At 51.1% G+C, this 20,260-nt stretch carries 20 protein-coding genes; 10 read left to right on the top strand and 10 right to left on the bottom strand.

Annotated features, from left to right (window positions below; translation table 11 throughout):
• Nucleotides 1-36 precede the first annotated feature (36 nt).
• Together ACT53C_RS01920 and ACT53C_RS01915 are read left to right on the top strand one after the other, a co-directional pair.
• Nucleotides 37-762: an HD-GYP domain-containing protein gene (locus ACT53C_RS01920; protein ID WP_476144553.1), complete on the top strand. Its 726-nt coding sequence runs from the start codon at nt 37-39 to the stop codon at nt 760-762.
• Between the two features lie 37 nt (nt 763-799).
• On the top strand, nt 800-1,945 hold the full coding sequence (locus ACT53C_RS01915; protein ID WP_476144551.1) for a sensor histidine kinase: 1,146 nt from the start codon (nt 800-802) through the stop codon (nt 1,943-1,945).
• On the opposite strand, the gene ACT53C_RS01910 is transcribed toward ACT53C_RS01915, so the two are convergent.
• On the bottom strand, nt 1,940-2,398 hold the full coding sequence (locus ACT53C_RS01910) for a response regulator (protein ID WP_476144549.1): 459 nt from the start codon (nt 2,396-2,398) through the stop codon (nt 1,940-1,942). The two genes, ACT53C_RS01915 and ACT53C_RS01910, sit on opposite strands and share 6 nt — an antisense overlap.
• Nucleotides 2,379-2,573: a helix-turn-helix domain-containing protein gene (locus tag ACT53C_RS01905; RefSeq protein WP_476144547.1), complete on the bottom strand. Its 195-nt coding sequence runs from the start codon at nt 2,571-2,573 to the stop codon at nt 2,379-2,381. Before ACT53C_RS01905 ends, ACT53C_RS01910 begins: the two co-directional genes overlap by 20 nt.
• A 154-nt stretch (nt 2,574-2,727) precedes the next feature.
• On the opposite strand from ACT53C_RS01905, the gene ACT53C_RS01900 reads away from it, so the two are divergent.
• The 3 genes from ACT53C_RS01900 (at nt 2,728) to ACT53C_RS01890 (ending at nt 4,232) form a co-directional block, all read left to right on the top strand.
• Nucleotides 2,728-3,156 (top strand): GNAT family N-acetyltransferase, encoded by a 429-nt coding sequence (locus ACT53C_RS01900; RefSeq protein ID WP_476144930.1) that lies wholly within the window; start codon nt 2,728-2,730, stop codon nt 3,154-3,156.
• A 47-nt stretch (nt 3,157-3,203) separates the two neighbouring features.
• Nucleotides 3,204-3,746: a formaldehyde-activating enzyme gene (fae, locus tag ACT53C_RS01895; RefSeq protein WP_194748811.1), complete on the top strand. Its 543-nt coding sequence runs from the start codon at nt 3,204-3,206 to the stop codon at nt 3,744-3,746.
• An 84-nt stretch (nt 3,747-3,830) separates the two neighbouring features.
• Nucleotides 3,831-4,232 carry an RDD family protein gene (locus ACT53C_RS01890; protein WP_476144545.1) on the top strand — a complete coding sequence of 134 codons (402 nt, stop codon included), beginning with the start codon at nt 3,831-3,833 and terminating at the stop codon, nt 4,230-4,232.
• An 18-nt stretch (nt 4,233-4,250) separates the two neighbouring features.
• Here ACT53C_RS01890 and lptG read toward each other — a convergent pair whose 3' ends face one another.
• Both lptG and lptF read right to left on the bottom strand, forming a co-directional pair.
• On the bottom strand, nt 4,251-5,345 hold the full coding sequence (gene lptG, locus ACT53C_RS01885) for an LPS export ABC transporter permease LptG (protein WP_194748809.1): 1,095 nt from the start codon (nt 5,343-5,345) through the stop codon (nt 4,251-4,253).
• Complete coding sequence (gene lptF, locus ACT53C_RS01880; protein WP_194748808.1) at nt 5,342-6,451, bottom strand: LPS export ABC transporter permease LptF; 1,110 nt, start codon at nt 6,449-6,451, stop codon at nt 5,342-5,344. Before lptF ends, lptG begins: the two co-directional genes overlap by 4 nt.
• A gap of 88 nt (nt 6,452-6,539) precedes the next feature.
• On the opposite strand from lptF, the gene ACT53C_RS01875 reads away from it, so the two are divergent.
• From ACT53C_RS01875 to ACT53C_RS01865, 3 genes are read left to right on the top strand one after another with little or no spacing between them, the layout of a single operon-like run.
• A complete protein-coding gene (locus ACT53C_RS01875) occupies nt 6,540-8,021 on the top strand; it encodes a leucyl aminopeptidase (RefSeq protein WP_476144542.1) in 1,482 nt (493 codons plus the stop codon).
• A gap of 5 nt (nt 8,022-8,026) precedes the next feature.
• Nucleotides 8,027-8,455, top strand: coding sequence for a DNA polymerase III subunit chi (locus ACT53C_RS01870; protein WP_476144540.1), 429 nt, complete (start codon nt 8,027-8,029; stop codon nt 8,453-8,455).
• Between the two features lie 12 nt (nt 8,456-8,467).
• A complete protein-coding gene (locus ACT53C_RS01865) occupies nt 8,468-9,421 on the top strand; it encodes a hypothetical protein (RefSeq protein ID WP_476144538.1) in 954 nt (317 codons plus the stop codon).
• Here ACT53C_RS01865 and xth read toward each other — a convergent pair.
• Nucleotides 9,418-10,194, bottom strand: coding sequence for an exodeoxyribonuclease III (xth, locus tag ACT53C_RS01860; protein WP_476144536.1), 777 nt, complete (start codon nt 10,192-10,194; stop codon nt 9,418-9,420). The two genes, ACT53C_RS01865 and xth, sit on opposite strands and share 4 nt — an antisense overlap.
• 277 nt (nt 10,195-10,471) lie before the next feature.
• On the opposite strand from xth, the gene ACT53C_RS01855 reads away from it, so the two are divergent.
• On the top strand, nt 10,472-14,161 hold the full coding sequence (locus tag ACT53C_RS01855) for an EAL domain-containing protein (RefSeq protein WP_476144534.1): 3,690 nt from the start codon (nt 10,472-10,474) through the stop codon (nt 14,159-14,161).
• A 164-nt stretch (nt 14,162-14,325) separates the two neighbouring features.
• Here the strand turns inward: ACT53C_RS01855 and ACT53C_RS01850 are convergent, their stop codons facing one another.
• Both ACT53C_RS01850 and ACT53C_RS01845 read right to left on the bottom strand, forming a co-directional pair.
• Nucleotides 14,326-15,216 carry a TorF family putative porin gene (locus tag ACT53C_RS01850; protein WP_476144533.1) on the bottom strand — a complete coding sequence of 297 codons (891 nt, stop codon included), beginning with the start codon at nt 15,214-15,216 and terminating at the stop codon, nt 14,326-14,328.
• A 113-nt stretch (nt 15,217-15,329) separates the two neighbouring features.
• Entirely contained in the window at nt 15,330-15,491 is a 162-nt protein-coding gene (locus ACT53C_RS01845) for a hypothetical protein (RefSeq protein ID WP_476144531.1), read from the bottom strand.
• A gap of 111 nt (nt 15,492-15,602) precedes the next feature.
• Between ACT53C_RS01845 and ACT53C_RS01840 the strand changes: the two genes are divergently transcribed.
• Complete coding sequence (locus ACT53C_RS01840) at nt 15,603-16,589, top strand: helix-turn-helix domain-containing protein (RefSeq protein WP_476144529.1); 987 nt, start codon at nt 15,603-15,605, stop codon at nt 16,587-16,589.
• A 15-nt stretch (nt 16,590-16,604) separates the two neighbouring features.
• On the opposite strand, the gene eutC is transcribed toward ACT53C_RS01840, so the two are convergent.
• From eutC to eat, 3 genes are all read right to left on the bottom strand, one after another.
• Nucleotides 16,605-17,405, bottom strand: a complete 801-nt coding sequence (gene eutC / locus ACT53C_RS01835; protein ID WP_476144527.1) for an ethanolamine ammonia-lyase subunit EutC — start codon at nt 17,403-17,405, stop codon at nt 16,605-16,607.
• Between the two features lies 1 nt (nt 17,406).
• Complete coding sequence (locus ACT53C_RS01830) at nt 17,407-18,804, bottom strand: ethanolamine ammonia-lyase subunit EutB (RefSeq protein WP_476144526.1); 1,398 nt, start codon at nt 18,802-18,804, stop codon at nt 17,407-17,409.
• A gap of 66 nt (nt 18,805-18,870) precedes the next feature.
• The gene (gene eat, locus ACT53C_RS01825; protein WP_476144524.1) at nt 18,871-20,217 is read right to left on the bottom strand and encodes an ethanolamine permease; all 1,347 of its coding nucleotides are present in this window, start codon (nt 20,215-20,217) and stop codon (nt 18,871-18,873) included.
• Nucleotides 20,218-20,260: the final 43 nt, after the last annotated feature.

Below are 20,260 nucleotides of genomic sequence, written 5' to 3'. Positions count from 1 at the left end.
TTTATTCACGAGATGGTTGAGGCTTCCAGTTCTAACTTGGTTGAGCAACTGCTTAAATTGGCGCAGGATTTTTCGGTGCTAAAGGGTGAAAAAGAGGCTAATCACGATGCGCTGGTCAGTGCGCATCACACCACCTTATGTAAGTTGGCACGGGTGGCAGCCAGTAAAGATGATGACACCGGCGTGCATATTACCCGCGTCGGTTACCTCTCAGAGTATCTCTGCCATTTATTAAACAAGCCTCAGGATTTTTGTTTCATGGTGAGGTTGGCCGCGCCCATGCATGACATCGGCAAAGTCGGGGTGCCTGATGACATTTTGAAAAAACGAGGAGCGCTCACGGTGGATGAGCGGCTGATCATGAATCAGCACGCGGAAATCGGTGAGAAGATACTCATGGACGAACTCCCCTTGTTTAAATTGGCCGCGTTGATTTCGTTAACACATCACGAGAAATACGACGGCACAGGCTATCCGCGAGGGTTGGCAAAAGAAGCAATCCCTCTGGTGGGGCGCATTGTGGCACTGGTCGATTTTTTTGATGCACTGACCATGGATAGATGTTATCGAAAAGCGTTTAGCTATGAGGAGACCTATCAGCAGATAGAGAAACTTGCGGGTACACATTTTGACCCCGCGTTAACGGAAGTTTTTTTAAAGCACTATAAGCAATTTGAGCGATTGAAAAAGCATATTGATCAGAAGGCGATTTCTTACGAGCAAATGCTTAAATACTCTGCTTTGAGTTTTTTTGATAAATAGTTGTCAGGTAGAAACGTTGAATATGGCGGGGCAAATTTTGGAAAACATTTCATATGAGCATCGTGTCAAAGACGCGCGCGCGCCTTATTGGCAGACCGCCATGCGGCCTGATGAGGACTTACGCTCTGCCTTAGAATATTCACCAGATGGCATCATCGTGATTTGCCATGATGATACGGTGAAATTCGTCAATGAAAGTTTTACCTTGCTCACCGGGATCAAAAAAGAACAGATACTTTCTCAAGATCAGCAAGTATTGAATGATATTCTGACCCGGCTCAGTAGTCGGGTGATTGAGAAAGGGCGGGTGGGGCTACTCTACAAATTACGCCAGGATAACTTCAATAATCCGCATAAGTTTTATCGGCGTAAAACTGATCGAGTGAATCAACTATTCACCGAGACCCCGGAGTTTCGCGTGCTGCAAAAAATCGTCCGTCATCCATCAGATGGCGCCGTGAAAGAGATTATTTATTACCGAGACATTACGTATGAGTATCATTCGAATGTTACGAAGTCTGAGCACCTGCTGGCAGCAGCGCATGAGCTAAGAAATCTGATTGGAAATATTTTAGGCTTCTCTGAAATACTAAAAACGAAACTATGTGCTCAGGATGAGAACGCATTTCTCGTGGATGCCATTCACTCCCAATCCGGTTTTCTGAATCAAGTCCTCAAAGACTTATTGAGCCTCAATCAATTTGAGATCAATGCCGGGAGTGAGATGGAGTTACAAAAGGTTGAGCTGAATACGGAAGTGAGAAAAATGACAGACTACTACTTTCCGCCTGCCAATAGAACGCCTATCGAGTTTGTCCCTGCCACACGCAGGATAGAAGTTGTCATGGATGTCAATAAATTCAAACAAGCGCTGTATAACTTGATCAGTAATGCTTACAAGTACTCGAGTGGGCGTGTGATTGTCAAAGTGAATGCGCCTAGCGCTGAGCATGAGGTTGCCATTACCGTCATTGATTACGGGATTGGTATCACTTGCGAACAGCAAAAGCATCTATTTAAAAAATACTGGCGTGCCAAGGCTGATCAAGCCATTGAAGGCACTGGCTTGGGCTTGGTGTTGGTGAGGGAAATTGTAGAGCTTTTTAATGGCCGCGTAGAAATAAGCAGCGAGAAGGATAAAGGGACCGCCGCGACGATTTTCTTGCCTAGGCAGCGGTCATAGCCTGTTGAAACATGTTTTGAGTTTGTGGCTGATCTGGGCAACAAAATAGCCATGTAAAAACTCAAAATTGATCGGTTTGTGCAGGACGGTAATCCCTGAGTCTGGTATTTTGCCTTCTATTTGGGCCGGAGTGAGTCCAGTCGCCACAATGATATTAATGCCCTGTAGCGAGTAGTCTTCTTTGAGGATGGACAGTAATTGAAAACCGTCTATCCCTTGCATTTTTAAGTCGGTGATCAGGATGTCAGGCACAGATTTCACCAGCTGAATAAGCCCTTCTATGCCTGAGTTTACAATTTCCAGCTCGATATCCAGTTGCCACTCAGCGATTTTCAATGCATATAACCTGGCAAGCTCCTGATTATCTTCAACAATCAGGACTGAAAGTTTGGCGGCTGAGGCGAGATCCGTTTTGTTGATGGAGGAGGCGTAGTTAATGATCGAACTTTTCAAGATTCTGCGGTGCCCCCCCCTTGGTTTTCCAGGCCTCCAGCAAACCATTCTCAACCAGTTTCTGAACGGTGGCAACAGACAGGTCAAGCAGTTTTGACGCATCCTTGGTACTCAGTACCTCCTGGTCCTGAGGAATGCGATTATTTTGCGCTCTAAATACTTTGACACTATCCAATTTATTTACCCTGTTGATTTTAATGATAATTTATCAAATTTTAGATTAAAATATTAATTTTATGAAACAATAAATTCTACTTTAAATATTTTTAATAGTTAAAAGGCTAGAAATAGCTATTTTTTTAAATTAGATCGGTCAGATCTTGAATATTGTGACTCATTTTCGTATCGAGCAATTTTACCTTCCAGATGATCGCTGGCCCAAGTGCCAAGCCATTCGCCAGACTGTGTTTATTGAAGAGCAGCGTGTGCCAGAGGCGCTGGAGTGGGATGCTGAAGATGGGGGCGCAATGCATTTACTAGGCATTAAACATGGTGCCCCGATTGCGTGTGCGCGTGTTTTATATAACGGGTATATCGGGCGTATGGCCGTCTTGCCCGAGTGGCGACGGCAGGGTGTTGGCCTTTGCATGTTGCAGTCTGCGATAGAGGGGGGTCGAGCGTTATCTGTGCCCTGCGTACGGCTTTCTGCTCAAGTGCATGCGATCGATTTTTACAGGCGTGCTGGATTCAAAGTCACCAGCGAACCTTATCTGGATGCCAATATCCTGCATGTCGATATGCAGCTTGAACTGATATAATCACGGTTTGAATTTTCTTCAACATCCAGACATACAAAGGAATTCTCATGTCAAAAATCGTATTTAAAGCGGGTGAAGCTACCGTGTTTTCCGAAGGCAAGGACGTGACCGCCGCGATGCCAGAAATCGTGATCGGTGCCGTGGATGGCCCAGTGGGTACGGCTTTCGCGAACATGATGGCGCAAACCAAAGGCCACACGGCCATGTTTGCCGTGCGTGATATCAACCAGATGGTGCGCCCAGCGACCATGATGGTGCCAAAAGTTACCTTGAAAGATTCCTTGAATATCGAATTGTTCGGTGGTGTGGTGCAAGCCGGTGTGGCTGATGGCATTACCGATGCAGTGATCGAAGGCATTATTCCTAAAGAGCTGGTCAATGAGCTGTGTATTATTGCCTTGCTGTGGATTGATCCAGGCTGTGCCAAAGAAGCCAATCTGGACAAAGCCGATCTGTACAAAAACAACTACGAAGCGATCAAGCTGGCCTTGAAGCGCGCATTGAACGACGAGCCTAGCATTGATGAGCTGATTGCTAACCGTCACAAAATCAAGCACTGCATGTGGGAAGATAGCTGGGATCAGAAATAAGTCAGGATCCCCTGTTTATCCTGTGTGAAATAGGCCCCGCATGTGCGGGGTTTTTGTTATCCGGCGAAAGTGGGTAGACGCGCAATGAAATATTTAATTAAACGATATCTGGCCGTGATTTATGAAGCCTTGTTGATGCTGGCCTTGGCCTTTGCACTGACCGCCGCTTATGTGCTGGTGGTGGGGGATGCCAGTCATGGCTGGCGGCGTGTAGGTTTGCAGATGCTGTTGTGGCTGTCGATAGGCGCTTACTTTGTGCGCTGTTGGGTGGTGACCGGACAAACGCTGGCCAGCCAGACCTGGAAGCTGAAAGTGGTAGATGCCGAGGGCAGCTTGCTGGACTGGCGCCTGGCTTTGCTGCGCTATGGGGTGGCAACACTGTTGTTGCTCCCGGCTGGGCTGACATTGTGGTGGGCAGTACTGGATCGCGAGCAGCAGTTTTTGCATGACCGGCTGCTTGGCACGCGGATAATCAGCATCACATAAGCACGAGTCAGGCGGGTTTTAACGCCGCTCTACGTAGTAAAGCATGCCCAGGCCGACCAGCAAAAACAGCAGGGTCGGGCTGATGGCACTCACCAGCGGTGGCCAGTCATTGAGCACACCCAAGTGCACAAATACGCGGTTCATGATCTGGTAGACCACGCCCAGAAAAATACCGGCAAAGATTTTGGCGCTGATGCCACCGGCACGCTGTTGCAAAAAGCCAAATGGTAAGGCCAGTACCACCATCACCAAACAGGCCAGTGGATAGACCAGCTTAGCCCACAGTGCGACCTGATAGCGGGTACTGCGTTGTCCATTTTGATGTAAGTATTGAATGAAGCTATACAGGTTCCAGGCCGACATTTTTTCTGGCAATACCAGCAGCACATTCAACAGTTCTGGCCGGATCAGTGACTCCCAGCGCGTCTGCTTGAAAAACTGTGAGGTGATCGAGTTGTCCTGAATTTGTTTGCTGTGATTGATATTAGTCTGGGTGACGTTAGACAGCACCCAGTGGTCATCCTGAAAGTAGCCTTTCTCGGCATGGCTGATGTGCTTTAACTTGAACTGGGGGTCGAAATCATAAATGCGGATATCGACCAGGCTGGTGTCTGGCATGACCGAGCTGACATTGACAAAACTGCTGCCGTCTTTAATCCAGAGTCCGGATTGAAAGTCCTGCGCGACGACGGAATCAGTGGCTTGAATACGGATGCGCTGCGCCAGTTTTTCACTGATGGGCGCAATGATCTCGCCAATCAGAAAGGTCACCAATGCAAACACTAGGCCGATTTTAAGCAGAATCATGGCAATGGATTGCAACGAAATGCCGCTGGTGCGCATGACAATCAGCTCCGAGTTACCAGCCATGGCGCCCAAGGTATAGACGATGCCCAGCAATACGGCGACTGGCGCCACCTCGTATATATGGCCTGGGATACTGAGAGCGACATAGGTGAGCATGCTGTTGATGCCATAGTGACCTCGTCCCAGGCTGTCCAGCTCCTGTAGCAGGTCAAAGAACGAAAACATGGCAAGCAGGCCCAACAGCACCAGCATGATGCTGAAGCTGATCTCTTGCCAGAAATAACGGTTTAAACGGGTCAGGGTCATGGCTTAGCGATTTTTGGAGTGCGTTTGAGCCAGCCCGGCATCAACGGTTTCAGATGTTTGCGTCGGTGGTAAAGATACCAGCCGAGCAGGATAAAACTCAGATGCACGGGCCACAATCCCACCAGTACCGAGATTTTGCCTTGCGTAATCCAGGCCTGAAAAATGCTGAGCAGGTTGTTGTAGATGATAAAGATCAGGATCGCAAACATGATGTTGAGCGAGCGGCCTGCGCGTGGATCGACAAAGCTGAGCGGGATGGCAAGCAGGACCATGACGATGGTTGAGATCGGAATCGCCATGCGCCAGTGCAGCTCGGCATGGTCTGCGGCGCTGGCATCGCTCAGCAGCGATTGCGTGGACTTGATCTGCGCGGTGGTGGTGGCGGGCGCAGTCTCTTTGGCTTCGACCCGGATATCATAGCGCTCAAACTCGGTGGTCATGACCTCCAGACTGTTGGGCGTGGTTTCATAACGCCGGCCATGTTCCAGCCGTAAAAAATTATCACCGTTGCTGGCTTTGTAGCGGCTGCCACGATTCGCAGTAATAATGCCAATTTTGCCGTTTTGTTTGGATTGGACGAACACGTTTTTGACTTCGTAGCCAAGCTTGTCAAAGCTCTCAATAAAGTAAATGCGATCGCCCGCGCTCGACTCCTTAAAGGTCCCGGGGCTGATTGATGACAGTTCGTCCCGTTTTTTGAGCTGCTCGCGGTAGCTGTCAGCCTTGCCACTGGCCCAAGGCATAATTATCAGGCTGAACAGACTGATGATGAGCACAATCGGCGCCAGAAACCGCATGATAGGCAAGACCCATTGCCTTAAACTCAGCCCTGCGGACATCCAGATCACCATTTCCGAGTCGCGGTGCCAGCGTGTCAGCGTCAATAGCACGGCCAGAAAAACGGCGAGCGACATCATCATGGGCATGAATTGCACCAGGCTAAAGGTCAGGATGGTGCCAATGGCATCGTTAGGTAAAATGCCTCTGGAGACCTGGCGTACGATATTGCCCGCGCGCTGGGCGACAACGATGCCGAGGATAATCAGGAAGATGGCAGAGGCAGAAGACATCAGCTCTGCAGACAATGCACGTTTGAAAATTTTCAATTTAAATGCACCGCTTTGAAATCAGCATAAAACACTAGATAATACAACCATCACTTAAGCTAGTTGCATGGAACCAAAAAGGATAAAGATGGAATTTAGCATAAAAAGCACTTCCCCGGAAAAATTGCGTACAGATTGCTTGCTGGTGGGCATTTTTGAAGGCCGTAAACTCAGCGATTTAGCCAAGCTGCTGGATGGCGCCACTGAGAAAGCCATCTCGGCGGCCGTCAAGTCTGGCGATATGGAAGGTAAGGCTGGTACCACTCTGATGTTGCGCCAGTTGGCAGGCGTCGCGGCGCCCAGAGTGCTGCTGGTCGGCTTGGGTAAAGCCGATGAGCTGAATCTCAAAGGATTGCGTGCCAGTTTCCGCGCCGCGATTAAAGCGTTGCCAGCAGGCGTAGATCACCTCGCCACCGACTTTGCCGCGCTTGCGTTGAAAAAAGTCAGTGTGCAGCAAAAAACGGCAGCTTTGGCTGAGGTGGCGCTCGATGCCACTTACAAAGTGAATGCGGTCAAAGAGAAATCGGTGGAGCCGCATCCGCTGCAATCCGTCAGCGTGTTGCTTGAAAAATCCGCACAAGCCGAGGCCGAGCTGGGGCTGAAACAAGGGCAGAGCGTTGGCCAGGGCGTGGCGTTGGCCAAAGACCTGGGCAATTTGCCACCAAATATCTGTACGCCCAGCTATTTGGGCAAGCAGGCTGAAAAGTTAGCCAAGGAATATGGCTTCAAGGTCGAAGTGCTGGATCAGGCTGCGATTGAAAAACTCAATATGGGCTCATTTTTAGGCGTGACCCGTGGCAGCGAAGAGCCGCCGCGCTTTATTGTCATGCAGCATTTGCACGGTAAAAAATCGCAAAAACCGGTGGTGCTGGTGGGTAAAGGCATTACGTTTGATACTGGCGGCATTTCACTCAAGCCAGGGGCTGAGATGGATGAGATGAAATATGACATGTGCGGTGCGGCCTCCGTGTTTGGCGTGTTCAAGGCCTTAGGTGAGTTGAAGTTGCCCCTTAATGTGATCGGTTTGATCCCTACGTGCGAAAACATGCCCAGTGGCCGTGCCACCAAGCCTGGGGATATCCTGACCAGCATGTCCGGCCAAACCATAGAGGTATTGAATACCGATGCGGAAGGCCGCTTGATCCTGTGTGATGCGCTGACTTATGCCGAGCGTTTTGAGCCCGCCGCTGTGATTGATATCGCTACCTTGACCGGTGCCTGTGTGATTGCCCTTGGTCACCACGTCAGCGGTTTGTTCGCCAATAATGATCAGCTGGCCAAAGCGTTGCTTGAGGCCGGTGAACAAGCGGGTGACCGTGCTTGGCAGATGCCGTTGTGGGATGACTATCAAGCACAACTGGACAGCAATTTTGCCGACATGGCCAACATTGGCGGACGTGCCGCGGGCAGTATTACGGCTGCCTGTTTCCTGTCACGCTTTGCCAAAAAGTATGACTGGGCGCATCTGGATATCGCAGGCACCGCCTGGAAATCCGGCAAGGATAAAGGCGGCACTGGCCGGCCAGTACCATTGCTCATGAGCTACCTGTTGGCGCAAGCTGCGCAATAAAAGGCATGACCAAAATTCGTTTTTATACGGATGTGCCTGATACGCCTGCATTAATGCAGCATTTGATCTTGCAGGCGGTGACCAGGCAGCGCAGTGTGACCGTCTATTTGCCAGGTCGGCAGCAGGCGGAGCAATTGAGTGTCACCCTTTGGCGGCAGCCGGTGGAAGGGTTTTTGCCGCATGTGCTGGCAGATGCTGACCATGCGCCGCTCACGCCAGTGCATCTTGCCTGGGCGCCGGAACAGATCGTGCAGGATGATTTATTATTTAACTGCCAAACAGCATTGCCCAAATTTTTTAGCCGGTTCCGGCATGTGTTCGAAATCATTGGGCAAGACGAAACTGAAAAAGCGGCTGGTCGCCAGCGCTGGGCGTTTTACCGTGATCGGGGCTATGAGATTCAGCATATCAAGTCCATGCAGTCACAAGCATAACGGGGAGGGTGTGTGGAAACTTCAGAAATTCCGGTGTTAACCAAAGTTGTTCAAAAATCTGCGGCGCCAGTGGCCGAGGTGGTGATGCCAGACATGAGCGAACTGGTGGCACAGCTCAAACTGGTTTTATTGCCTGAGATCACGCAACTCATCACGACGCAATTGGCCGAGCATTCCAATGTGTCGCTCGCGCAACACGAGCAAGGGCTGACCCAGTATGCCAACGCGTTGCAACAGAACGTGTTATCACAGGCGCAAACCCAAATCGGCGAAAGCATACAGTCGATTGAGCAAGCTTTTCGTGAAGCGATGGGCAATGTCAGCAAGCAGCAGGTGGAGGGTCTGGAGGCGCGCCTGAGCGCGCTGACAGAGGGGCAGCTCGCTCAGATGCAACAGCGGGAGCAAGCGTTTACCGAGGCGCTGGAAAGCCAGTCCGAGCAACAACTGCAGGCCGTCGAAGAAAAGCTGGTCCAACTGAATGCGTCGCAGCAGGCTGCACTTGCCGCCACCGAACAAACACTGCTTGAGCGGCTGGAGACCAATAGCCAGCAATGGCTGGATGAACGGCTCGCCAGCTTGTTGGCGCAACAGCAAACCGAACTCGAGAGTAGAGTATTGGCATTGCGCAGCCAGCTGGAATCAGCGTTGGAAACGCATTTACAGCAATTGCAAGAACAAGCTAAGTCTCGCTTGTCAGCCAGCCATGAGCTGTCTGCGGCGACTTTGGCTGCAGACTATAAACAATCCTTGCAGCAGGTGTTTAATGAGCTGACGGCACAGCAATTGGAGGCCTTCAAGCAGGGCATGCAGGACGAGTTGTCGGCCAATGCGGCTGGCATGCAAGAAAAAGTCGCTGCCTTGGTGGCGATGCAACTGCAGGCGATGGAAGGCGACATGAACAAACGGCTCAAGTCGCGCATTCTGGAGGTGTTGCAGGGCATCAAGTTTGTGATGCCAACGGTTTAATGGCTTGCGTTGGCCAAGGTCAGCACCACGGGCGTATGGTCGCTGGGGCGTTCGAGCTTGCGTGGTGTTTTATCTATCACACAGCTTTCGCAGTGTGGTTTGAGGGCGTTGCTGACGAGAATGTGATCAATCCGCATGCCCATATTGCGGCGGAAGGCGGCCATGCGGTAATCCCACCAGCTAAACTCGCCTGCCTGATCATTAAACAACCTGAAACTATCATGCAAGCCTAAGGCCAGCAATTGCTGAAAGGCGGCCCGCTCCGCCGGGCTTACCAGGACCTGGCCCAGCCAAGCCTGCGGGTCGTGGCAGTCACGGTCGTCTGGTGCAATATTGTAATCGCCAAGAACTACCAGTTTTTCATGTTGACTCAGTTCTGCTTGAAGCCAGCTTTGCAGTCCATTAAGCCATGCCAGCTTGTAATGGTATTTGTCTGAGTCTACTGCCTGGCCATTGACGACATAGGCACAAATCACCCGAATGCCTTGTATGGTGGCCGCAATTATGCGTTTTTGCGTGTCAGCATAGTCTGGCAAGTCCAGGTGAACAGCCTCTATTGCATGCGGGCTCAGGATCGCCACGCCATTATAGGTTTTCTGGCCGTTATGCACGGCATTGTAGCCAGCCTCTTTGAGCGCCGCATACGGAAACTTGCTATCTTCCTGTTTGGTTTCCTGCAAGCACAGTACATCCGGTTGATTCGCACTGAGCCAGTCCAGCACATGCGGCAAACGCACGGTCAGCGAGTTAACATTCCAAGTAGCGAGTTTCAACCATCTTCCCCTTAAATTCAGTGCAACAAGCCGTGCTGGCGTTGATTTGCCGCTATTTTACACGAGCAACTGAGATCACAGGCAATGCCTGCATGCTGGTCTAAACCGGCTTGTTAACTCACACCCGGAGCATTAATGAGATCAATTCTCCGGATACCTCATGGATTCTGTGTTTATTTCTGCAATCTGTTTGCATATCACTGCCGTATAAATACAGTTGGGCCTGACAGAACACCTCGCATCCAGTCAGGATATCTTTCATGTTGTCTGGATCCGCATGACACGCCGATGGATTGTTTTAGTCTGCACCTCGCTGCTGGCCATGGTTTGGTCAGCATTCGCCTATGCGGCACCCCCGACTGCGCCTATCCGCTTACAACTCAAATGGCATCACCAGTTTCAATTCGCTGGTTATTACGCTGCCTTGCAACAGGGTTACTACCGTGATGAAGGGTTGGCGGTCGAGATTATCGAGGGTAACCAGTCCATCGATCCCTTAAAGCAGGTCTTGTCTGATCAAGCAGATTACGCCATCGGCGATTCCGAAATTCTGATTTCACGCTTGTCTGGTCAGCCGCTAATCGCACTGGCCGCCATTTTTCAGCACTCCCCTTATGTGTTACTGAGCTTGCAAAAAAGCGGCATTAAGCGGCCTCAAGATCTGATCGGTAAACGCATTATGCTTTCGGGTGAACATGGCCGACTGCAATTTCAGGCCATGCTGCTCAAGCAGCATCTGGATATTCATCAAATGACACTTCTGCCTTATCGTTCAAATCTGGATGATTTGATTGAGGGGCGCGTCGACGCCATGATGGCCTATGCGACGGATGAGCCCATGCAATTACAGCAAAGAGGCTATGCCCCCGCTATTCTTGGCAACCAGACTTATGGCGCCGATTTTTATGGCGATGTGCTGTTTACGACTGAACAGGAGCTGTCGCAACATCCCGCACGGGTTGAGGCTTTTGTGCGCGCCACCAAGAAAGGCTGGAAGTACGCTTTCAATCATCAAGAGGCCATGGCCAGTGCGATAGCCAGCATGCCTGGCGTTGCGCAACGCGACATCAATCAGCAGGTGCTGATGCAGGAGGCGCGTTTAATGGCACCTTATGTGTTGTCTGAGGTGGTGCCTTGGGGGCATATGAATGAAGAGCGCTGGCAGTCGATTGCCCAGACCTATGCCGCGCTGGGGCTGGTTCCTGCCAATGCGCAACTACAAGGCTTTATCTACCACCATGATGTTTCTATAGAACGCCCCTATGTGAACTGGCTGATACGCGGGGTGTTTACACTCGTGCTGGTGGTGGCGGTCACCGTGTTGTGGAACCTGCAAATGCGCAGGCAGGTCTCTGAGCGAACGCGGGACTTGCAAGAGGAAATAGATCAGCGGCGCCAGACTGAGTATTTGCTCAAAGTGGCGGGCAATGTGGCAAAAATCGGTGGCTGGGTCATAGACCTACCCACAAAGCGCATGCGCTGGTCTGACGAAGTGGCGGCCTTACATGAATTGCCACCTGGATACTCTCCCAGCCTTGAGGAAGGCATGCGTCTGTTTGTGCCAGCCTATCGGGCGATCATGTCCAGCACGCTTGAGAAATGCATGTCGGAGGGAACCCCTTATGATCTGGAGCTGGAAAAGGTCACCGTGCATGGCCGCCGGTTCTGGGTGCGCGCAATGGGGCAGGCGTTGCGCGATGAGCACGGCCGGATTGTTCAGGTGCAAGGCTCGTTACAGGATATTACGGTACAAAAACAACTCGAAGCGATCAAGCAGGGACAAGACAAAATACAGGCGATGCTACTGGCGGATATCCCGTTACCTGAGATTTTGCATGCTGCCGTGCAGCTCATCGAGGCGCATTTTTCCGAGGTCTATTGTGTGATTTTACAGATGGACCAGGATGGGCGGCATCTGCATCATGCCGCCTCGCACCGCTTGCCAGCCAGCTACGCACAAGCGATGAGTCAGCTACCTGTTGCAGGCTATGGCATGCTCAGTTTGACGCAGAACCGGGTGATAGCCGAAGACATCAGCACGCATCCGCTATGGGCTGACTATGCAGACCTTGCGCTGAAACATGGCTTGCGTGCCTGCTGGAGTTTGCCCATTTTCTCACGCAGCCAACGGGTGCTTGGCATGCTGGCGATGTATCGTCAGTCTCGCCACCTGCCAGAGACAGCCGAGCTGGACATGGTCGAGAGTTATGCCCATATTCTGGGGTTGGCGATTGAGCGCGAGCAGGCAGACGAACAATTGAAGCTGTTACAAAGCGGTGTGTCACGGCTGAATGATATGGTGATGATCACTGAGGCGCCGGTACACACCCCGTTACAGCAAAAAATTGTGTTTTTAAATGAAGCGTTTACACGTATCACCGGCTTGGCCGTGGACCAGTACAATCATCTTTCGCCGTTTGAGCTGTTTAAAAACAGTACGCCTGCCAACGATTTGCAACGCATTAAGCAAGCCTGGCAGCAGCAATTACCGATTAAAACGGAAGTGGTGACTGTCGACCATCAAGGCAACGGCATTTCATTGGAAATGGATGCCTTGCCGCTGCATGACAAGCGTGGCCGTGTGACGCATTGGGTGGCTGTACTCAGGGACATCAGCGAACGCAAGCGCACCGATGCGCAAATTCGCCAATTGGCCTACTACGACACCATGACCGGCCTCCCCAACCGGCTGTTGCTGCAAGACAGGCTGGCGGCACATATCCGTAAATCCCAACTTAAAAAAACCGGCGGCGCCTTGATGTTTATCGATATTGATAACTTCAAAACACTCAACGATACGCATGGGCATGCAGTAGGCGATGCCTTGCTGATTGAGGTCGCCAAACGCATTAAACACTCTGTGCGGCGGCAGGATACCGTTAGCCGCCTGGGCGGCGACGAGTTTGTGGTCGTGCTCGATAGTTTGGCATCCGCGGCGGACCAAGCGGAAAAGCAGGCGCGCAAAATTTGTGAAAAAATCGTAGGCGCCTTTAAAAAGCCGTTCAAACTCAATCACTACCAGCATTACACGACCCCCAGCATCGGCGTCGTCTTGTTTGATCCTGACATGAGTCAGACCGATGAGCTGCTCAGACGCGCCGATATGGCCATGTATAAAGCCAAAGAGGCCGGCAGAAATGGCTACCGGTTTTTTGATGCGCAGATGGAAATCGAGCTCCGTCAGCGCGTGGCGCTGGAGGCGGAGTTACATGAGGCCATACAAAAGCAGGAGTTTGTCTTGCATTTGCAGCCGCAATATAACCAGCAGCATCAGATGGTCGGTGCAGAAGCACTGTTGCGCTGGCAACATCCTGAACGTGGCCTGATCATGCCCGGTGAGTTTATTGCCCTCGCCGAGGCTAGCGGACAAATTGTCGCCCTGGGACGCTGGGTCTTACAGCAAGCCTGCGCCTTATTGCAGCAGTGGGCATTTCATCCGCAACTCAGTCAAATGGTGCTGGCCGTGAATGTCAGCCCCAAGCAGTATCTGCAATCAGCATTTGTCACGGAGGTGCAGCAATTGCTGACCGAGGCCAACATTGCCCCAGGCCGACTGCAACTTGAGTTGACGGAAAGCATGTTGATCGACAATGTGGAAGATATCATCGCCAAAATGACCGCGCTCAAAGCAGCAGGTGTCAGTTTCTCGCTGGATGATTTTGGCACGGGCTACTCTTCCCTGTCTTATCTCAAGCGCTTCCCGTTTGATCAGCTCAAAATTGACCAGTCGTTTGTACGCGACATGTTGCAGGGCCAGGATCATCAAAGTATCGTCAATGCCATTATTTCACTAGGGATCAGCCTGCAACTCGACGTATTGGCCGAAGGGGTAGAGACCGAAGCGCAGCTCGACCTTCTCACCCGTTTGGGATGTAATACGTTCCAAGGCTATTACTTCTCCGTTCCGCAGCGTACGCAGGATTTTGAACGTTTGGTCGCAACCGGACGGTCTGTCATGACAGGCTGATGCTTAGCAGGGCCAGCATATCAGCCACCTTACATAAAAAAACTCCCGGTCAACCGGGAGTATGAGAGAGGACTGTGTTTGGTCGCTAACGGCCCAGAGTGCCGCTCCAGGCTGCGCTAGTCGCATCAGGCTGACGCGCGACCACAGATCAAACGCGGCGTTGATCAGAAGGTGGAGCTGAGGGTCATGACAAGACGATTATCGGTCAGATCCTTTCCTTTGGTGCCGCCATTGAAGCTTGAACCGCCAAATCCGCGGCTGCTCCAGTAACCGGTATCATCCGCGCCAACATAGTAAACCCCCAAGTTGATGCCATTGGTATTCGCAATCGCGATATTCTTGCTCAAGCCAATTTTGTAATCTGTGTTATCCGGCACTCCTTTGCCTGCGTCATAACTACCATATGCGCCTGGCGTTACCCTGGTTGATACATCCAGCATGCCAATATGACCAACGAGTATCAAATCATAGAATGGCAGTGGATAATTTGCATTCAACTCTAGATAGGTCGTGCCTTTGCTGCCGCTTTCAAAGCCGGTACTTCTATTAGCCCCAAACCAGTCGGTCAGTGTCACCGAGGCTTTTGCACTGATCCAGTCATAGCTGAGTCCCGCGGTTGCCTCAACCGTTTCAAATCCCTGATTGGCCGTGACTTTGGTAGTGCCATTACTTAAGGTACAAGTGGGGCATTTGTTCCAGTTTCCGCCAGGATAGACATAGCCAATCACACCTGCTGACCAAGCGAGCTTTTCAACTGCAGCGAAACTGCCATTGTAACCAGTGTAAATATCAATCTCGGTGGTGCTATCGACATAGGTTTGTGGCGAAATACTCGACCCCCAAACGCCAGCATAAAAACCGCTCTCGTGAGTAATATCTATCCCGGCCTGTACGGCAGGCTTGTGCCATGACTGAGAAATGCCGCGGGAGTAGTAGTCCGACACAAAGGCCATATTTCTGGACAATGTCCAGGCAGATTTTTCTTCTGCCTGGCTAAGCGTGGAGACGAAACTTGCGGAGACGAGTGCAAGAGCAAAAAGGATAGATTTACGCATAAATAGGGTCCCTGTTGATGAATAATGTGAGGTCATTCTGCGGATTGCAGTGCCCTGCGGCTATCCCAAATCGGCAAAAATGCAGATGAAAATGGTGATGGGATGGTTGATGATTAGGTGAGCAACAGGATGCGCTGGCAGCGCTTTTTTTCGCCCATGCAATGCACTAAAAATAGGCGCAGCATGCCTAATTGCACCTGGATAGAGAGCTTTGTGATGAGGTTAACCACTGCTACGAAATAAAAGCGCGCAGGAAATGCTTGGTAAACCTGCATGACAAGCTGAATGCCGGCCGGTGTGCTCAAACAGGTGAGTTGGAATGTTATTTGCTAACACAGCACTACAGTTAGCTCACACAATAATAAAGCAGACTCAGGGATACCATTATGTTAGAACACTGCACGCGCGCTGCGGCATTATTGACGCTGCCACAGTCAACCTATTTGCATAGGGAAAGTCAGGATTTTGATGAGCAATCTCAGTTCCTGCAAGGCTGGCATCAGGACTATTCACAGCTCTCGGCCGGGCACTTTAATGGCTTTGTGACCCATGTGCACTTGCCTCAGGTGTCACTATTCCTTGAGTTTACTAATCAGCAACTCCATCAACAAGGTTACCTGAATGAGGAGACAATCTCTATCGGTGTGCCGATGAATAGCATTCAAAAGGGCATGTTTTGTGGCAGCCTCTGCGAGCAGCAGGCGGTACATATTTTTTCTGGCAGAAACGGTTTTGAGTTTGTTTCGCCCGCAAACCTGACCATCGGTTTGATTGTGATTTCGAGAAAGTTTCTGATGCAGTATTTATCGGATGAAGATCAGGAGCGACTGGATCAGCAGTGCCAGCACGCCAAGATTTTATATTTGAGTCAAACAAAATATCAGAACCTGGTCCGATTTGTGCGCTCTGTCTTCACGACGCTCAAGGCCCTGCCCGGCTTTATTCAATACCCTACGCTGGTGCAAGAAACACAGATGATGGCTTTGCAAATGGTGGCCGATACATTGCTCTGTGACGATTCGGCGCCGAGGACGGTTTATTATCAGCATCAATCCTGGCAAGTGGTCACCAAAACCCGAAAAATCGTGCGTGAACGCCAGGATGATCCTATCAGTGTCGTCGAGTTGTGCGAGTCTTTGGCCATGAGTCACCGCACCTTGCAATACCATTTTCAACGAACCCTGGAGAAAAGCCCTGTTGTCTACCTGCGCACTGAGCGGCTGAATGGTGTCCGTCAAATGTTGAGGCATGCCAACTCTGTGACGGAGGCAGCCACGTCATGGGGGTTCTGGCATTTTGGACATTTTTCGCAGGAATATAAAAAGATGTTTGGGGAAGCGCCCTCTACCACCTTCAAGCGCTTTCATGAATAATGCAGTGATTTAGCGTTATTGGCTCGAAGACGCGTCTTGAACCATGACAACATCGCTTTCATCTTTGAGTGCGACGCCGGACAATTTTAAACGGTTGGCTTCTTTTGCCAGCCATAACAATTTTTTTGCGGCGGCGGCATAACCCAGCCCATCCGGCCTGACATTGGAAATACAGTTTCTGTCCGCATCACTGCGGCCACGTCGTGGCCGATGCGTCAAATAAATCCCCAGGCTATCCGGCGAACTGAGTCCAGGCCGTTCACCAATCAACATGGCCACCATGTTTGCGCCTAGCATTTCGCCCACTTCATCGGCCAGTGCGACCCTGGCCTGGGAGGCAATCACCACCGGCCCCAGATGCCATTCCGCAGGGGCTTGCGCATGAATTTCTTGCAATAACGGCACAGCGTGATTTTTGATTGCCAGAGAAGACAAACCATCCGCCACCACCAGTAATAAATCAATGGTTTGTTTTGGTTTGGCAGCTTTGAGGTGTAGCCCGCTGTCTTCACTCAGTTGACGGCCCCAATCGGGCCTTAATAAATAAGAGGCCCGGTCTGGTGCCTTGCTATGAACCTGATGGACATCGACTGACAATGACGCTTGAATTTGTGCCATCAACGCCTGGGTATCCAGGCCAAGATGAACCGCATCTCTGGCCAATGCATGGCTCAAGCTGAAATCCAGGACTTCTTGCGTAGGCAGGCTGCTGCCTACCCTGCCGAGGGCAATCCGCGCTTGCGTAAAGCTTTTAAGCTGCGACCATGGATCTTCACTGACGATGCTTGTGCTAGTGTCTGCGGGAGGCTGATGCATATTAAGGGGCATTTATTAATTGCTTGGGTTTATTTTGTAACAAGGCATGGCTATTGTCTACCGGACGGATCATGCCGGTGTGATCCATCAGGTTCATGCGTTGTAGCCACTGCTCAAACTCCGGTGCTGGCTTCAGGTTGAGTGTTTTACGCAAATAGAGCGCATCGTGAAAGGAGGTGGTCTGATAATTGAGCATGATGTCATCCGCCCCTGGAATGCCCATGATAAAGGTAATGCCTGCCACAGATAGCAAGGTCATTAAGGTGTCCATGTCGTCTTGATCTGCCTCGGCATGGTTGGTGTAGCAGACATCACACCCCAGCGGCAGGCCCAGCAACTTACCGCAGAAATGATCTTCCAGGCCGGCGCGGATGATTTGTTTGCCGTCGTACAGGTATTCAGGCCCGATAAAGCCCACCACCGTATTGGTGAGTAAGGGCGAAAAGTGGCGGGCGACGGCATAGGCACGTGCCTCACAGGTTTGCTGGTCCATGCCAAAATTGGCGTTGGCTGAGAGTGCCGAGCCCTGGCCGGTTTCAAAATACATGACGTTTTGGCCTACCGTGCCGCGTTGTAGCGATAAGGCGGCAGAATAAGCTTCATCCAGAATGGAAAGATTAATGCCAAAGGTTTTATTGGCTTGTTCGGTGCCGGCAATCGATTGAAACACCAAATCAATCGGCGCGCCTTTTTCGATGAGTTGAATCTGGTTGGTGACATGGGTCAGGATGCACGATTGGGTGGGAATCTCATATTGGTTAATGACTTCATCGACCAGGTAATATAAGTTCATCAAGCCAGGAAGACTATCGGTGGCGGGGTTAATGCCGATCACCGCATCCCCGGAGCCATACAGTAATCCGTCGAGCAGAGAGGCGGCGATGCCGCGGGCATCGTCAGTCGGGTGATTGGGCTGCAAGCGCACAGATAGGCGGCCCGGTAGGCCGATGGTATTTCGAAATGCGGTTGTCACTTGGCATTTTTTTGCGACTAGGATCAAGTCCTGGTTGCGCATCAGCTTGCTGACCGCAGCCGCCATTTCCGGCGTGATACCTTTGGCGACGCGTGTCAGCGTGGCGGTATCCGTGGTATCCAGCAACAACCAGTCTCGAAAGTCGCCTACGGTGAGATGACTGATTTCACTAAATGCCTGCGCATCATGCGTATCAATGATCAAGCGCGTCACTTCGTCTTGTTCATAAGGCAGCAACAACTCCTCTAAAAAGCGTTTGAGCGGCACACTGGCGAGGCACATTCTGGCGGCCATCCGTTCGACATAAGTCTCTGCAGCCACGCCTGCGAGAAAGTCGCCAGAGCGCGGCGGTGAGGCTTTTGCCATCACTTCTTTCAAGTCTTTAAACTGATACTGATGTACTCCGACGCTGTAACTGTAAGCCATCTTTTTCTCACTCTCCAAGGAATCAACAGGGGACTCCTTTACGTACCTTGCATGGATTGTCCGCGTTTAACGGTCAGTCGCGGTGTCGCGTTGCCCTTTTGTCAGGCTGAAATAAATATAGCCTACTGCCATCAGCACGGCAAACACCAGCGCCAAAGCCTGATTGTAGTAGATCATGGTCAGCAAACTGATCACGGCAAGGCTCAAGGCAATGGCCGGAAACAGCGGATAACCCATGGTACGGAACGGGCGATCCAGCGCAGGCTCGTTTTTTCTCAGCGCAAAAAAGCTCAGCATCGAAACGATATACATGACGATGGCCCCGAATACTGCCATCGTGATCAAGTTTGCCGTGAGCGTCATGCCATTAAACTGTAAGTCATCACTCAAAATAGCTGCCAGGCCGACCACGGCCCCAGCGATCAACGCGCGATGTGGGGTTCTAAAGCGCGCATGCGTGGCTTCAAAGTATTTCGGCATAAATCCGGCGCGTGCCAGGGCAAAAATCTGCCGTGAGCAACCAAGCAAAATTCCGTGAAAAGAGGCGATCAATCCTAGCAAGCCAATCCAAACCAGCATATGTAACCAGCCACTGTTCTCACCCACCACCACTTTCATTGCCTGTGGAATAGGATCATTGACATTGGCCAGGGTTCTCCAGTCGCCCACGCCACCTGCATATAACATCACGCCAATGGCCAGAAACACCAGCGTCAGAATCCCGGCAATATAAGCTTTGGGGATCGTTCTTCTCGGATCTTTGGCCTCTTCTGCCGCCATGGCAACACCTTCAATGGCGAGAAAAAACCAAATGGCAAATGGAATCGCCGCCACCATGCCTGGAATCGCTGCGCTACTAAAAACGTCATTACCTGCCCAGCCATGTGCGACAAAGTTTGTCATTGAGAAACCGGGGGCAACCACGCCCATAAACACCAATAACTCAATAATCGCGAGCAAGGTGACCAGCAGTTCAAAGGTGGCAGCGATATGCACCCCAACAATATTCAAACTGACAAAGACAATATAAGCACCCACGGCAAAAAGCTTGGGGTCTATGCCCGGATATTGCACATTCAGATAGGCGCCAATCGCCATCGCAATGGCCGGCGGTGCGAATAAAAACTCAATCAAGGTGGCATAACCGGCAACATACGCCATCTTAGGACCAAAAGCCCGTCTGGCGTAAGCAAACGGCCCACCGGCATGTGGAATAGAAGTAGTGAGTTCGGTAAAACTGAAAATAAAGGTGGTGTACATCAGCGCGATAAAGAGCGTGGTCACCAAAAAACCCAAGGTTCCCGCTTTCTCCCAGCCGTAACTCCAGCCAAAATATTCGCCAGAAATCACCAGCCCGACGGCCAGTCCCCATAAATGCCAACCATTCAGCGTTGGCTTTAACGATACGCTCATGACAGCTTCCCCTAGCAATTAAAAATCATGGTCGTATCATGCG

Source organism: Methylophilus sp. DMC14 (genome assembly GCF_056314085.1).
The sequence above is the reverse complement of the archived record's forward strand: the minus strand, read 5'-3'. Positions and strand labels throughout refer to the sequence as shown.